This is a genomic window from Bacteroidia bacterium (genome assembly GCA_041391665.1).
GTDB lineage: Bacteria > Bacteroidota > Bacteroidia > J057 > J057 > JAGQVA01.
The window spans coordinates 1119173-1132035 of the sequence record JAWKNO010000002.1 but is presented as its reverse complement, the minus strand read 5'-3'; the positions used below and the strand labels follow the sequence as shown (position 1 = coordinate 1132035).

The 12863-nt window shown below is 42.3% G+C and carries 18 protein-coding genes; 12 read left to right on the top strand and 6 right to left on the bottom strand.

Annotated features, from left to right (window positions below):
- On the bottom strand, positions 1-465 hold the full coding sequence (locus R3D00_16380) for a DUF5606 domain-containing protein (GenBank protein MEZ4774763.1): 465 nt from the start codon (positions 463-465) through the stop codon (positions 1-3).
- A 237-nt stretch (positions 466-702) separates the two neighbouring features.
- Here R3D00_16380 and lon point away from each other — a divergent pair, with 237 nt between their 5' ends.
- Both lon and R3D00_16370 read left to right on the top strand, forming a co-directional pair.
- On the top strand, positions 703-3207 hold the full coding sequence (lon, locus tag R3D00_16375) for an endopeptidase La (protein ID MEZ4774762.1): 2505 nt from the start codon (positions 703-705) through the stop codon (positions 3205-3207).
- A gap of 345 nt (positions 3208-3552) precedes the next feature.
- On the top strand, positions 3553-3963 hold the full coding sequence (locus R3D00_16370; GenBank protein ID MEZ4774761.1) for a hypothetical protein: 411 nt from the start codon (positions 3553-3555) through the stop codon (positions 3961-3963).
- A 59-nt stretch (positions 3964-4022) separates the two neighbouring features.
- Here R3D00_16370 and R3D00_16365 read toward each other — a convergent pair whose 3' ends face one another.
- The 3 genes from R3D00_16365 to R3D00_16355 all read right to left on the bottom strand — a co-directional run bounded on the left by R3D00_16365 (position 4023) and on the right by R3D00_16355 (position 5084).
- Positions 4023-4226 carry a hypothetical protein gene (locus R3D00_16365; protein MEZ4774760.1) on the bottom strand — a complete coding sequence of 68 codons (204 nt, stop codon included), beginning with the start codon at positions 4224-4226 and terminating at the stop codon, positions 4023-4025.
- A gap of 240 nt (positions 4227-4466) precedes the next feature.
- Positions 4467-4778 carry a DUF2442 domain-containing protein gene (locus R3D00_16360; protein MEZ4774759.1) on the bottom strand — a complete coding sequence of 104 codons (312 nt, stop codon included), beginning with the start codon at positions 4776-4778 and terminating at the stop codon, positions 4467-4469.
- Positions 4779-4781: 3 nt separating this feature from the next.
- Positions 4782-5084, bottom strand: a complete 303-nt coding sequence (locus tag R3D00_16355; GenBank protein ID MEZ4774758.1) for a DUF4160 domain-containing protein — start codon at positions 5082-5084, stop codon at positions 4782-4784.
- Here R3D00_16355 and R3D00_16350 point away from each other — a divergent pair.
- The 7 genes from R3D00_16350 (at position 5083) to R3D00_16320 (ending at position 10023) form a co-directional block, all read left to right on the top strand.
- Entirely contained in the window at positions 5083-5493 is a 411-nt protein-coding gene (locus R3D00_16350) for a hypothetical protein (protein ID MEZ4774757.1), read from the top strand. The two genes, R3D00_16355 and R3D00_16350, sit on opposite strands and share 2 nt — an antisense overlap.
- A gap of 150 nt (positions 5494-5643) precedes the next feature.
- Positions 5644-6495 (top strand): RHS repeat-associated core domain-containing protein, encoded by an 852-nt coding sequence (locus R3D00_16345; GenBank protein MEZ4774756.1) that lies wholly within the window; start codon positions 5644-5646, stop codon positions 6493-6495.
- A 21-nt stretch (positions 6496-6516) separates the two neighbouring features.
- A complete protein-coding gene (locus R3D00_16340) occupies positions 6517-6990 on the top strand; it encodes a hypothetical protein (GenBank protein ID MEZ4774755.1) in 474 nt (157 codons plus the stop codon).
- Positions 6991-7060: 70 nt separating this feature from the next.
- Entirely contained in the window at positions 7061-7357 is a 297-nt protein-coding gene (locus tag R3D00_16335) for a hypothetical protein (protein ID MEZ4774754.1), read from the top strand.
- A 141-nt stretch (positions 7358-7498) separates the two neighbouring features.
- A complete protein-coding gene (locus R3D00_16330; protein ID MEZ4774753.1) occupies positions 7499-8518 on the top strand; it encodes an RHS repeat-associated core domain-containing protein in 1020 nt (339 codons plus the stop codon).
- A gap of 6 nt (positions 8519-8524) precedes the next feature.
- On the top strand, positions 8525-9046 hold the full coding sequence (locus tag R3D00_16325; protein MEZ4774752.1) for a hypothetical protein: 522 nt from the start codon (positions 8525-8527) through the stop codon (positions 9044-9046).
- 98 nt (positions 9047-9144) lie between these two features.
- Complete coding sequence (locus tag R3D00_16320; GenBank protein ID MEZ4774751.1) at positions 9145-10023, top strand: hypothetical protein; 879 nt, start codon at positions 9145-9147, stop codon at positions 10021-10023.
- 278 nt (positions 10024-10301) lie between these two features.
- Here R3D00_16320 and R3D00_16315 read toward each other — a convergent pair whose 3' ends face one another.
- Both R3D00_16315 and R3D00_16310 read right to left on the bottom strand, forming a co-directional pair.
- On the bottom strand, positions 10302-10613 hold the full coding sequence (locus tag R3D00_16315) for a DUF2442 domain-containing protein (protein ID MEZ4774750.1): 312 nt from the start codon (positions 10611-10613) through the stop codon (positions 10302-10304).
- 3 nt (positions 10614-10616) lie between these two features.
- Complete coding sequence (locus R3D00_16310) at positions 10617-10919, bottom strand: DUF4160 domain-containing protein (protein MEZ4774749.1); 303 nt, start codon at positions 10917-10919, stop codon at positions 10617-10619.
- Here R3D00_16310 and R3D00_16305 point away from each other — a divergent pair.
- From R3D00_16305 to R3D00_16295, 3 genes are all read left to right on the top strand, one after another.
- Positions 10918-11328, top strand: a complete 411-nt coding sequence (locus tag R3D00_16305) for a hypothetical protein (GenBank protein MEZ4774748.1) — start codon at positions 10918-10920, stop codon at positions 11326-11328. The two genes, R3D00_16310 and R3D00_16305, sit on opposite strands and share 2 nt — an antisense overlap.
- Before the next feature lie 160 nt (positions 11329-11488).
- Positions 11489-12037: an RHS repeat-associated core domain-containing protein gene (locus R3D00_16300; protein MEZ4774747.1), complete on the top strand. Its 549-nt coding sequence runs from the start codon at positions 11489-11491 to the stop codon at positions 12035-12037.
- 104 nt (positions 12038-12141) lie between these two features.
- On the top strand, positions 12142-12765 hold the full coding sequence (locus R3D00_16295; protein ID MEZ4774746.1) for a hypothetical protein: 624 nt from the start codon (positions 12142-12144) through the stop codon (positions 12763-12765).
- Positions 12766-12863: the final 98 nt, after the last annotated feature.

Here is a 12863-nt window from a genome sequence, read left to right as displayed (position 1 = left end):
CTACTCTTCTGCGGCAGTTTCTTCCTCCTTCTCAGGCGTAGCTTCTGTAGTTTCCTCTGTACTCACTTCCAGGCTGACATTAAAAGCCTCCAGAATTTCATACCAGGAAACAAGTTTTTTTACATTGGAAGGATACACTTTTTCCTTGTCGTAATTAGGCAGTACCTCTTCAAGAAAACTCATCAACTCATCTTTACTGCTGAGTTTGTTTACGGGTAGCCCGTCGGCATATTTTTCTTTGATGTTTTTCAGGACACTGATCAGGGGCTCACTGTCATCATCGGTATAGATACTGACATCCATCAGCTTGGTTACCACCATATTTCCCTTGATCAACTGCCGCTTTTTACGGTCGTCCATGGACTCTACCACGATGGCTTTTTCGTCGGCTTTCAGGATTTTGTGTAATCCCGGAGCGCCAGCAAGCGCCACGACATCTTTAATTTCTACAGATTCTGCGGACATATTTTGATTACTATTTGTAAACCGGGTTGCAAGTTTTGAATGTTACACAAGAAAACCAACTGGTTTTTTAAGAAAAATTGTCTTAACAGCATATTATACATGACAAATATGCAGAAATAAACGATCTTTGTGCACAGGGCATGCCCTTTGTACCTGATTAAAAGTTGACATTTCTACTTATCAGGTTGTGTTGCCTCCAAGCAACATGGCTCATCACCAACCTATTTTTTCGATAAGATGACATTTTTCAATATAAATTTTGACCAGGAAAATTTTCTTGAGGATGAGTTTCCAATCATTTCCAATTCAGAGGAAAAAATGATGGCGGAGGAAGATATTCCGGAAGAAATCAGCATCCTCACACTCAAGAATACAGTTCTATTTCCCGGAGTTGTGATTCCCATTACCGTTGGCAGGGACAAATCAATACAGTTAGTAAAAGAAGCTTATAAAACTCCGAATAAAATCATCGGGGTCGTCTCCCAGCGAAATATGAATATTGAGGATCCTCAAAAAGAGGATCTTTTTACCACAGGTACCCTCGCGCGGATTCACAAAATGATCCGGATGCCTGACGGAAGCGTTACGATTGTCATTCAGGGTCGAAGCAGATTTAAAATAGAATCATTTACCCAGGAACAGCCCTATTTTCGGGCAAAGGTGAAAAAAGTACCGGAGATTTACCCCCTCCCGGATGAATCCCGGGCTATTATGTATAGCCTGAATATCGAGGCCTCCCGAATCATAGAGCTCTCGCCCAACATTCCAAGTGAGGCCCAAATTGCGCTGGAAAATATCGATAGCCTGAGTTTTCTGATTCATTTTATCGCATCCAACCTCAGCCTGAACGTACCCCAAAAGCAGGAAATCCTGGAAATAGACTCCCTCAAAGGAAAAGGTGAATTGGTTTTGCAATATCTGGGAAGCGAACTCAAAGTACTGGAACTGAGTGAGGAAATTCAGATAAAAGTAAAAACTGATCTCGACAAACAACAACGGGAATATATCCTGCGTCAGCAAATCCGCACCATTCAGGACGAACTGGGGGAAGCTGGGCCCGATTCAGAGCTTGACGATCTGCGCAGAAGGGCGGAAGATAAAATATGGCCGGAAGAAGTTGAAAAAGCCTTTCAAAAAGAAATAAACCGGTTAAGCAGGCTTATTCCGGCTATGCCCGACTATGCAGTGATCATGAACTATATCGAGTGGCTGCTTGAACTCCCCTGGCAAAATTATTCGGAGGATAATTTTGATTTCAAGGAAGTACAAAAAATCCTCGATGACGATCACTATGGTCTGGAAAAAGTCAAAGAAAGAATCCTTGAGCATCTGGCTGTATTAAAGCTCAAAGCAGACAAAAAAGCGCCCATTATCTGTTTCTATGGCCCTCCCGGTGTGGGAAAAACCTCTTTAGGCAAATCTATCGCAAGGGCGATGAACAAAGAATTCATCCGGATTTCCCTCGGCGGAGCAAAAGATGAAGCAGAAATTCGCGGGCACAGGCGCACCTATATTGGCGCTATGCCGGGAAGAATTATACAGGGCTTAAAAAAAGCCAGCACCAGCAATCCGGTACTCATGCTCGATGAAATCGACAAAGTAGGCAATGATTTCCGGGGAGACCCATCTTCTGCTTTGCTCGAAGTACTGGATCCAGAGCAGAACAATACTTTCAGAGATAACTTTCTGGAAGTAGAATATGACCTTTCACAGGTTATGTTTATCTGTACTGCAAATACGCTTTCTTCTATCCACCCCGCCCTCAGAGACCGGATGGAAATTATAGAAATCAATGGATACTCTCAGGAAGAAAAACTGGAAATTGCCCGTCGCCACCTGGTCCCCAAAGCCAGAAAAGATCACGGGTTGAAAGCCAGTAATATTAATTTCTCCCCCAAATCCATTGAAAAGATCATCGAACACTATACCCGCGAATCCGGCGTACGGGCACTCAGCCAAAAAATTGCTGCGGTTTGCCGGGGTGTAGCCAAGGAGATTGTCCTCTTTGACAAAGAAAACGTAAGGGTATCGGAAAAAAACCTCACGCAGTTTCTCGGCATCGAACAATTTGAAAAAGACCTTTACCAGGATTTGAAAGTGCCTGGTGTAGCCATCGGGCTTTCTGTCAGTTCGGTCGGCGGGCGTATTCTCTTTATCGAAGCTACGCTCACCCCCGGAAGAGGCAGACTCAGCATGACCGGCCAGTTGGGCGATGTAATGAAAGAATCTGCCACCCTGGCCTTTACCTACCTCAAATCACAGAGCAGCAAGTTTGGAATCCCCTATGAGGTTTTTAACCAGTGGGACGTCCACCTGCACGTGCCTGCTGGCGCCATTCCCAAAGACGGGCCTTCGGCAGGCATTACCATTCTGACGACCCTCGCATCAGTCTTTTCCCAGCGACTCGTAAAACCGTCCGTCGCGATGACAGGTGAGATTACACTCAGAGGGAAAGTGTTGCCGGTGGGAGGAATTAAAGAGAAAATCCTGGCAGCAGTGCGGGCAGGCATTACCACCATTATCCTGTGCCGCGAAAATCAGAAAGACGTCAGCGAAATCAAAGCCGATTATCTCAAAGGAATTGAGGTCAGATATGTCTCCGATATGAGCGATGTATTGACATTGGCGCTGGAAACCGATAAGGTTACCAACGCCATGAATCTTTTACCCCAAATCCGCGAAGAAGCAGGGAAGGATATCAGTCAGTTGGAGCAGATCCGGAAGATTGTCGCTCAGGCTTAGACTTAAATAGCGGCTTTCATTATTTCTACCCCCCGGGAACGGTCTATTATTTTGCCATTCAGGCCGTGGATGATGCCGGAAATTCCAGCCTGTCCAATGTGGTGCGGATGTTGGTCCATTTGCCACTTTGTTCGGAGATTTTAACAGGCCAATGATGAACATTAACGCTAGTATTGTGACCGATAAAAACGGCATTTTCACAGGTGTGAGAGTAGGTGATCAGACGATCTCGATTGAGCAATGGAATAAGGATAACTCGGGCCCAATGTCAGTAGATGAGTTCAAAGAACAGTACAAGGATTTATACAACTCCTTATTTGGTAACCAAGAATAAAAAAATTTAAGATGGTGAATATCGTTCAAAGAAAGAATTTAGAGATACCCTTGATTATAATGGGGGTTCTGGTTTTGACTTCTTTTGTTCCAATTATCCAGATAATGATAATGACCTTGAATGGAGGAGTTATGTATTTATTCTCTATGCTATTTGGTAGCAAGGAGCTTGTCTCAAACTTTTTATTGGCGATTGAAGGCTTCATATCGTTGATTGGATTGATTCTTTATTATAAGTCAATTAAAATCTCTTGGAGGATACTCTCAGTGATTTTCACTGTTTTGTTTTTGCTACCATTGATGGCTTACATTTTTGAGTTTCTTGAGACAGATACGTACTTTTTACAAAACTTGGTTGCTGGGTTTGCAGTGGGCTTGATCCTTCTTGTTGTGGCGTTATTGAAAAAGAACCCTGACCATTAGCCTTAAAAAATAGAAATCAAGATAGTAAGAGAGCTTCTACAGTTGATGTAGAAGTTTTGTTATTGCGTAGCAGGCAGGTTCTTTTGAAAGAAGTCCTGGAACTTCTTTTTGGTCAGTATGGTAACGATCATTTTAAAAATCACATTCCGGTCATCGTCATCGAGTTGATTGATCAATTTTAGTTGCTGGGTCAATGGTTCATCTTCGAGGTTTATAAGCAGATCGGTGGTCATACCAAAGCGCTTGGCAAATTTGTAAAGCACAAGTCAAGTTGATTTAAAGAAAAATGTTACTTCGGAACTATCTGAAACCATATAGCATTTGTCCCAAAAAGTAACCCCCATGCACCTCTCCGCCCAAAGCCTGATCGAGATGTAGCGCGAGAATGTAGAGCCAGATTATAATCTGGCTCTACGGGACCTACCGGGTGGGTATATTTTGGTTAATCACTATCAACTAGCCGTTCTCCACCGGCTAGATGCTGCGGAGTGAAAATGATACGATTATGATTTACCGGCAATGACAAATTCTTTCAGGAGATCATTTCGGTATAGGTCTTCTATCGGAAAACACAGATCAAAATCATTCCAGTCGAGGTTCCCGGACTTTATCTGAAAGTTTTGGAATAAAGATTCCTGAAGATATTTTTTGATTGCGGGGTGAGTGGATTTTTCGAGAAAAGGTTTGAAATCAACCAGTTTCTGATAACCATCCGAAAACCTTAGACGGATCGCAAAATCTCCAATATAATACGCCTCTTTGATAAGAACAGGGGTGCTTTTCGTCGTGTATTGATATCTTTCCGTAATTTTCATGTACTACAATTTTTGCGTAATCTTCTCAAAAGTCACTTCTCTATGATAGACGAAATAGTCAATCCATTTACTTACGATTTCGTCGGCATAATGGGTTAAAAAAGTTTTCAAATGATTCAGTTCTTTGCCTTTTAGCGGCTTACGTCCCTTTACATCGGAAATAATAATCTCTGCAATCTTCCCATTCAAGACAAAGATTTCGGCTTTACTTTCGTATTCTCCTTGCCGTGCATGCACATGAATCGGTTCATGTTCGTTCGAATAAAAAAATAGTACAATTCCAAGGTATTCATAAAGCTTAGGCATGGATCTGCTTGAATTTTATCCCTTAAAGTTACAATTTTTCTTCCAAAAGTTACCCATCCACCTCAACAAACCCTACGAAATTACTTTCACCGGGGGACCCAATATCAACCAAAAAATTCGTTATATTTATGCTTGCCCTGAGCCTGGTCGAAGGGATGCCGCAGGCACCAAATTAAGTCAGGAAGTCGTGAATACCTCCAATACCGTTACCAAAACCTCGGATTATGTGGGCGCTTTTCATTACGAAAACGGCAACCTGATTTTCCCTCAAATGGAAGAAGGCAGGGTACGGCTCGACGGCACTGACTGGGTGTATGAGTATCAGATTAAGGTCGAAGATCTGCCCGGCAGAAGCATTTGGGTAATGTCCGGGTTATACTTCGGGAGCCTCAGCACAAGCCTTTGGTGATCTGAATGATGATGGGATTCTTGATCCGAATACGGAGATACAGGATACGAATGATTACTATGCTTGCATCCGCCCAAGCGGACCCTTTCGGCCTGCGCATGGCCGGAGAAAACACCCTCGTGGCTTCGCCGGGGAATGAATATCTGTATAATGGCAAGGAACTACAAACGGAGCTGGGGCTGGGGTGGTATGATGGCGTTTACCCTGAGCGATCGTCGAAGGGGGGCTAGGATGTATGCGCCCGATGAAGGGCGGTGGAAGGGGATGGATGCGTTGGGGGAAAAGTATGTGAGATTTTCTCCCTATGTGTATGTGGCAAATAATCCGTTATTGTTTGTGGACCCGAATGGGAATGATATTTTTATAGTAATTGATGGGCAATCCCAAAGGGTTACACAAGAAGTGCTAGATAATCCTGATAACAATTCTTCTGTAGTTGAATCGTTACGCATTGCTCTTCGCATTGAAGATAATTATATCGGAAAATACTTAGATAGTAAAGAGCATGACGTGTATATTTCTACATCCCAAACCCTAACGAAAACATTGACAAATGCTAATGAGTTCAATGCCGGAGAGGAAGAATCCTTTAAACTTGATTCAAAAGTTCCAGAGAAATTTGGTGAGTTGGAAACCCAAGGACTTGATTCTTTTAATGGGCTGGATGTTTCTTCATCAAATGAGGAGGGAAAAACATACTCCTTAGTCTTATTAAATAGTGATGTATATGGTGAAACGGCAACAGAAGAAAGTATTAAGGGTAATATGGCACTGTTTGCAGGAGGAACTGAAGAATTTGAGAAAGTGAAATATCAAGGCGCATATGAATTAAATCATGAAGCTGGAGCTCATATAGATAATCGGAATGATCCAAAATATCCAGGTAATCCACATGCACCAGCGAAAGGGGCCAATCCCAATAATCAATGGGATTATTGGGGTCAAAAAGAAGTAATTTTACGCGCCAGGGTTAAGGATCTTTATGAAAAAGATAAGAATTAACTACTTCATAGACCTATCGACATGAAATTAAATATTCTATCTGTATCAGTAGCCTTAGGTTCATTAGTTGGGCTAATTCTTTGCGGATGCCACAGTACTCAGGAATTTGTTTTCAATGTAAATAAGAATATTGAAATTCACATTTACTCTAAGCATAAACCTATTCAAAATGAAGAAAAACCTGACCCAATTCAAGAATTATTGACGGTCAAAGCAGAAGATTTGATTAGAGTAAAGCTAGATTGTATCCCTGAATGTACCATAGAGATAATAACTGACCATTCAGGCATTCATATGGCTCGACAATTACTAAATCCTTCACACAAAGCAGGGTGGATATACTTTCGTTTAGTTGATTTAGCATGCCCATATCGAAGCAAAATTCAAGGAAACGGATTCAGAACTAATAGAATATATTTACGTGTCCGACTATCATCAGGAGAATATCAAAATATTGGGTTTTTACTTAATAAACCAATATTAGTGTGTATCTAGACCTTTTTTAGGGTATCCGTCCCACGAAGTACATGTTTGAAAAAGGGATTGGCGTAGCGAGGTTCGTGGGATGGAATTGCTACGACCTAACAGGTCGCAGCCTCATATCAACCAGAAAATTCGTTATATTCGTTATATTTATGCTTGCCCTGAGCCTGGTCGAAGGGATGCCGCAGGCACCAAATTAAGTCAGGAAGTCGTGAATACCTCCAATACCGTTACCAAAACCTCGGATTATGTGGGCGCTTTCCACTACGAAGACGGCGATCCCGGTAAGGGATTTTCGTCCGTAAAGGGACTTCAACCTGATGTTCCTTCAAATGGAAGAAGGCAGAGTACGGCTCGACGGCTCGGGCTGGGTGTATGAGTATCAGATTAAGGTCGAAGATCTGCCCGGCAGAAGCATTTGGGTAATGTCCGGGTTATACTTCGGGAGCCTCAGCACAAGCCTTTGGCGATCTGAATGATGATGGGATTCTTGATCCGAATACGGAGATACAGGATGCGAATGACTACTATGCTTGCATCCGCCCAAGCGGACCCCTTCGGCCTGCGCATGTCCGGAGAAAACACCCTCGTGGCTTCGCCAGGGAATGAGTATCTCTATAATGGCAAGGAACTACAAACGGAGTTGGGGCTGGGGTGGTATGATTATGGGGCCCGGATGTATGCGCCCGATGAAGGGCGGTGGAAGGGGGTGGATGCGTTGGGGGAGTTGTATGCAAATTATGGAGCCTATACCTATGTACTGAATTCACCGATCAACTTAATTGATCCGGACGGACAATCGGTACAAGGCATCGCCGGACAAAGAGCGAAAACTTCTCGACCGACTACCTATTACGGCCCTGATGTAAGCCTAAATAATATTTCCCATCTACTCGGTAATGCCGATCCGGGGGAAACCTTTCATCGAATCACGGGCGAAAAGATTCATGATGACGGCCTTTCGGATGGTAGAGTCTATGTTGGAATCAAAACGGACGGTTCCGATCGAGAATATGTGGGGCAACGACAAGATATACCCGATAAAACCCTGGACGCTTATGAAACAATTAATAATTTCAAGAAGATGGCCATTCAGTTGAGATTCGATGTTGATCATGGCGTCTTAACATCAGGCTATTTAAGCCATAAAATCGTTACTATTTGGACATGGAAACAAGCAGTTACTGATCATTCTTATTTTGACTCAAAAAATGACAAGGAAAGTTTACTTTATAAAAAGACTTTTCCTGAAATTGCTAAATTTTATGGCTTTTTTGAAGGCCGTTTGTTACGATATGATGCTTTTGGGAATCTAGCCTTTGGTGCTGCGGCCAAAGCCTATGGATTGTCCCTTACACTCAACCTATTTGGGGGTGGGATGAATCAACTTTATAAGGGGTGGGAATTAGACTTTTCACCGGAAGCCTTCGTACTTAGGCGATTTTTAAGAAGAACCGGTCATCCGCTCGGCGGGCCTTCAACCTTTTTTGATACCGAAAAGGATGCCTACTGGGTGAAATATGGATACAATAATTTTTAAACCACAATGAAATACCTGATTGCGATTGTTCTCCTTATTACCTTGTTTAGCTGCTACCAACCCAAAAGCACCTATAAAATTGAAGTCAAGGATTTAGAAGAATTTGAAAGGGTCTATCTTTCAATGGATACCTTACTGCGGAAAATCAATGAAAAAGGCTGTCCCGATGACAGCCCCTGTGATTTCAGTTTCATAGAGGATATTTTATTTGTAGGAACCCATAGGTATAAAGTTTCGGAAAACTTTAAACATTCAGACAGCTTGTTTGAGAACTTTACCCCTGAAGAGTTTTCACTTCTACAAAAGAATATGTCCTTTATGTTGAAGGAGAGAATTGCAGGAATAGGTCCCGAAATTTGCAATTCAAGGTTGTTCCTTTATAAACAAACAGATAGAGATGAATGGTATGATACAGAATTTTTAACCTATGTTGAATCAGAGGAGCAGTATCATTGCCTGGAGGATAATTTTTTTGTCCGGGTTTTCGATCGCAAAGGTAATATTGTTCTGGTTGTAGGTAAAGATTGAAAATAACCCCGTTTTTTAGCAATCACTCTTATTAGAGATATTTTTCAGTATAATCCCTCAACAAATTCAGACCAAAGGCTAAAGTGCACCAAAAGAAAATGAACCTCCCCGCCCAAAGCCTGATCTATACGCTCCTGATCAGCCTGATCGTGAGCACCTTGCTGGGTGGGTATATTCTGGTTAATCATTATCAACTAATATTTCTCCACCGGCTGGATGCCGCAGAGCGGGCGAGGGAAAATCTACGCTCCGGGCTGCTCTGGTATCTCCATCTGGGGTGGAATCTAGGGGAGACCTTTGAGACCGATCTTTTTGACTTCGGCTCAGATCATGTATCTATCTCCAGTGAACCCTGGGGATTGTTGGGTCTTTTTCATGTGCAGGGGCGGTACAATCAAACGGTAGCCGAACAATCCTGCCTCGTCGGTCAGGGACGAAACCTTTCGACTGATTTTTCCCTTTCCCTCACTGACCAGCGCCAGCCGCTGGTGATAGTGGGAAATACAAGACTGGAAGGGAAACTCCTCCTGCCCCAATCCGGTATCCGGTCCGGCCAGATTGGTGCAACTGCCTGGATCGGTTCCACCTTGCCCACAGGAGCGAATGCACCGATTTCCATCCCCTCACTCAATTCCCGTTATTTCCCTTCATTAGAGAATTTCCTCCGCAACGTAGCAGAAATGCAGCCTTCCGGGGAATGGTATTCTCTTGAAAATGATTCTGTTTCCCACCCCTGGACAGAAAAAGTATATGAACGGGTTTCGCCACATTCGCTCCTGATATCTGCCAGTAGTTATCGTGGGAAATGCCTGATTCTCTCCGGAGGAGAGGTGCGAATAGCTGCTTCCACCGAAATGGAACATACCCTGATTTTTGCCCGGCGGATTACCTTTGCCTCAGGCTTTCGCGGTTCAGTTCAGGCCGTTGATCACCGGGGGAATTACGCGCAGGAAAAGCGGTTGATTCTGAAAAGATAAGCCTCTGCTAGTTTACTTCCCCAAATTCTTTAGACCACAAGCAAACTTGATTTAAAGAAAAATGTTACTTCGGAACTATCTGAAACCATATAGCATTTGTCCCAAAAAGTAACCCCCATGCACCTCTCCGCCCAAAGCCTGATCGAGATGTAGCGCGAGAATGTAGAGCCAGATTATAATCTGGCTCTACGGGACCTACCGGGTGGGTATATTTTGGTTAATCACTATCAACTAGCCGTTCTCCACCGGCTAGATGCTGCGGAGTGAAAATGATACGATTATGATTTACCGGCAATGACAAATTCTTTCAGGAGATCATTTCGGTATAGGTCTTCTATCGGAAAACACAGATCAAAATCATTCCAGTCGAGGTTCCCGGACTTTATCTGAAAGTTTTGGAATAAAGATTCCTGAAGATATTTTTTGATTGCGGGGTGAGTGGATTTTTCGAGAAAAGGTTTGAAATCAACCAGTTTCTGATAACCATCCGAAAACCTTAGACGGATCGCAAAATCTCCAATATAATACGCCTCTTTGATAAGAACAGGGGTGCTTTTCGTCGTGTATTGATATCTTTCCGTAATTTTCATGTACTACAATTTTTGCGTAATCTTCTCAAAAGTCACTTCTCTATGATAGACGAAATAGTCAATCCATTTACTTACGATTTCGTCGGCATAATGGGTTAAAAAAGTTTTCAAATGATTCAGTTCTTTGCCTTTTAGCGGCTTACGTCCCTTTACATCGGAAATAATAATCTCTGCAATCTTCCCATTCAAGACAAAGATTTCGGCTTTACTTTCGTATTCTCCTTGCCGTGCATGCACATGAATCGGTTCATGTTCGTTCGAATAAAAAAATAGTACAATTCCAAGGTATTCATAAAGCTTAGGCATGGATCTGCTTGAATTTTATCCCTTAAAGTTACAATTTTTCTTCCAAAAGTTACCCATCCACCTCAACAAACCCTACGAAATTACTTTCACCGGGGGACCCAATATCAACCAAAAAATTCGTTATATTTATGCTTGCCCTGAGCCTGGTCGAAGGGATGCCGCAGGCACCAAATTAAGTCAGGAAGTCGTGAATACCTCCAATACCGTTACCAAAACCTCGGATTATGTGGGCGCTTTTCATTACGAAAACGGCAACCTGATTTTCCCTCAAATGGAAGAAGGCAGGGTACGGCTCGACGGCACTGACTGGGTGTATGAGTATCAGATTAAGGTCGAAGATCTGCCCGGCAGAAGCATTTGGGTAATGTCCGGGTTATACTTCGGGAGCCTCAGCACAAGCCTTTGGTGATCTGAATGATGATGGGATTCTTGATCCGAATACGGAGATACAGGATACGAATGATTACTATGCTTGCATCCGCCCAAGCGGACCCTTTCGGCCTGCGCATGTCCGGAGAAAACACCCTCGTCGCTTCGACCGGGAATGAATATCTCTACAATTGAACGAAGTGAAATCCCCTTGGGATGGGAAAGAGTTGCAGGATGAGCTGGGGCTGGGGTGGTATGATTATGGCTTCCGATTTTACGACCCGGAAAAGGCGCGGTTTGTGTCGGTGGATCCCCTGGCGGAGTCTCAATCAGCTTTTACACCATATCATTACACATACAACAATACCATTTTATTTGTTGATTCGTCAGGACTAGCATCCTTTAAAATAGCTGCTAGGGATTTTTTAGGTAGCGGAGGGAGAAATAGTAATAATAATCTCCTCGGAGGGCAATCGTTATTCATTGAATATTTAGCTCATATTGGTGCTCACGAAATTTATCATACGATGAGATATAGAGCCTATAAGTGGGATTGTTATTCTGATTCTGAAGCAAAAAGTATTGCAATCGGCCATTTGGGTGGCCCAAGCTTAGCTCAGGATGGATATTATTCTGAAGATGCCTTCTTCCCAAGCTCAACAATAGCAACTAAAGAAAACCGACAAAAAGTAAATCAGATTCCAGCTGAAGAGCGTGCTTTGATTCTTTTTTATTACGGGAAAAAATAAACATTCCAATGAAGGGTACTATTTATATTCTCGTCATATTTTTGATAATCTTTCAAATGGGATGTTTCAAAAATAACTGTCCAAGACAATCAAAAATAAATTCGATGAATTGTTCCTTTTCAAAAGAACACTTAGTCGATGTTGTTTTCAAAAATGATTCTAGATTTAGCGTTTTTGAGAATGAAAAGGATTTTTCAGCCCTCGATGCTCACGATACCCTCCAACTGTCATGCGGAATCAAATTATATACCTTTAATTACTTTGACTTATTTTTTTCTGTAATTGAAAGTGAACAGTTAAATCTATGTGAGATTTTGGATTCTGATGATTTGACTCAAATTCTCGATTCTAAATCGGACATTGATGATCTCACTTTTTTGCGAGAATGTCTAAAGGATTGTTCTGACTTAAAACCCTCGGATATCCGATCAATCTTAGAACATATGTACTTTCTGTATATGTATCAACAGTCACCTAATAATTATTCTAAAACTTTGGATCATCTATCCAAAGAGATTCCAAATGCACTATTTTCTTCTGGCCACGATTCTTTAACAATAGTTAAGAAGATTGATTCAGTCTTAACGAATCAACAAAAGGAGATCGAAAAGAATAAAGCAATCTATTTCTATTATCCGAACTATACAGAAATAGTAAGTGTCTCGATAGATTCTTCCAACCCACTTAATTTCAAATTATCAAGCTATGATATTGAAAAAGAAAGGTAACTTGGGAAGTAACAGGATTCAGAGAACGGAGAGTGTAGTTTCCCCCAATTTTTGGGACAACAAGTTATGGTGACAAAAAGTAAAGCGTTACCTTATGG

Bases quoted from the DNA above. Each gene is read 5' to 3' on its own strand.
- R3D00_16305 (MEZ4774748.1), top strand. From the start codon at position 10,918: ATGGATCTGCTTGAATTTTATCCCTTAAAGTTACAATTTTTCTTCCAA.
- R3D00_16340 (MEZ4774755.1), top strand. From the start codon at position 6,517: ATGAAATTAAATATTCTATCTGTATCAGTAGCCTTAGGTTCATTAGTT.
- R3D00_16370 (MEZ4774761.1), top strand. From the start codon at position 3,553: ATGGTGAATATCGTTCAAAGAAAGAATTTAGAGATACCCTTGATTATA.
- R3D00_16350 (MEZ4774757.1), top strand. From the start codon at position 5,083: ATGGATCTGCTTGAATTTTATCCCTTAAAGTTACAATTTTTCTTCCAA.
- R3D00_16330 (MEZ4774753.1), top strand. From the start codon at position 7,499: ATGACTACTATGCTTGCATCCGCCCAAGCGGACCCCTTCGGCCTGCGC.
- R3D00_16295 (MEZ4774746.1), top strand. From the start codon at position 12,142: ATGAATTGTTCCTTTTCAAAAGAACACTTAGTCGATGTTGTTTTCAAA.
- R3D00_16355 (MEZ4774758.1), bottom strand. From the start codon at position 5,084: ATGCCTAAGCTTTATGAATACCTTGGAATTGTACTATTTTTTTATTCG.
- R3D00_16360 (MEZ4774759.1), bottom strand. From the start codon at position 4,778: ATGAAAATTACGGAAAGATATCAATACACGACGAAAAGCACCCCTGTT.
- R3D00_16315 (MEZ4774750.1), bottom strand. From the start codon at position 10,613: ATGAAAATTACGGAAAGATATCAATACACGACGAAAAGCACCCCTGTT.
- lon (MEZ4774762.1), top strand. From the start codon at position 703: ATGACATTTTTCAATATAAATTTTGACCAGGAAAATTTTCTTGAGGAT.
- R3D00_16380 (MEZ4774763.1), bottom strand. From the start codon at position 465: ATGTCCGCAGAATCTGTAGAAATTAAAGATGTCGTGGCGCTTGCTGGC.
- R3D00_16325 (MEZ4774752.1), top strand. From the start codon at position 8,525: ATGAAATACCTGATTGCGATTGTTCTCCTTATTACCTTGTTTAGCTGC.
- R3D00_16310 (MEZ4774749.1), bottom strand. From the start codon at position 10,919: ATGCCTAAGCTTTATGAATACCTTGGAATTGTACTATTTTTTTATTCG.
- R3D00_16320 (MEZ4774751.1), top strand. From the start codon at position 9,145: ATGAACCTCCCCGCCCAAAGCCTGATCTATACGCTCCTGATCAGCCTG.
- R3D00_16335 (MEZ4774754.1), top strand. From the start codon at position 7,061: ATGGAATTGCTACGACCTAACAGGTCGCAGCCTCATATCAACCAGAAA.
- R3D00_16345 (MEZ4774756.1), top strand. From the start codon at position 5,644: ATGGCAAGGAACTACAAACGGAGCTGGGGCTGGGGTGGTATGATGGCG.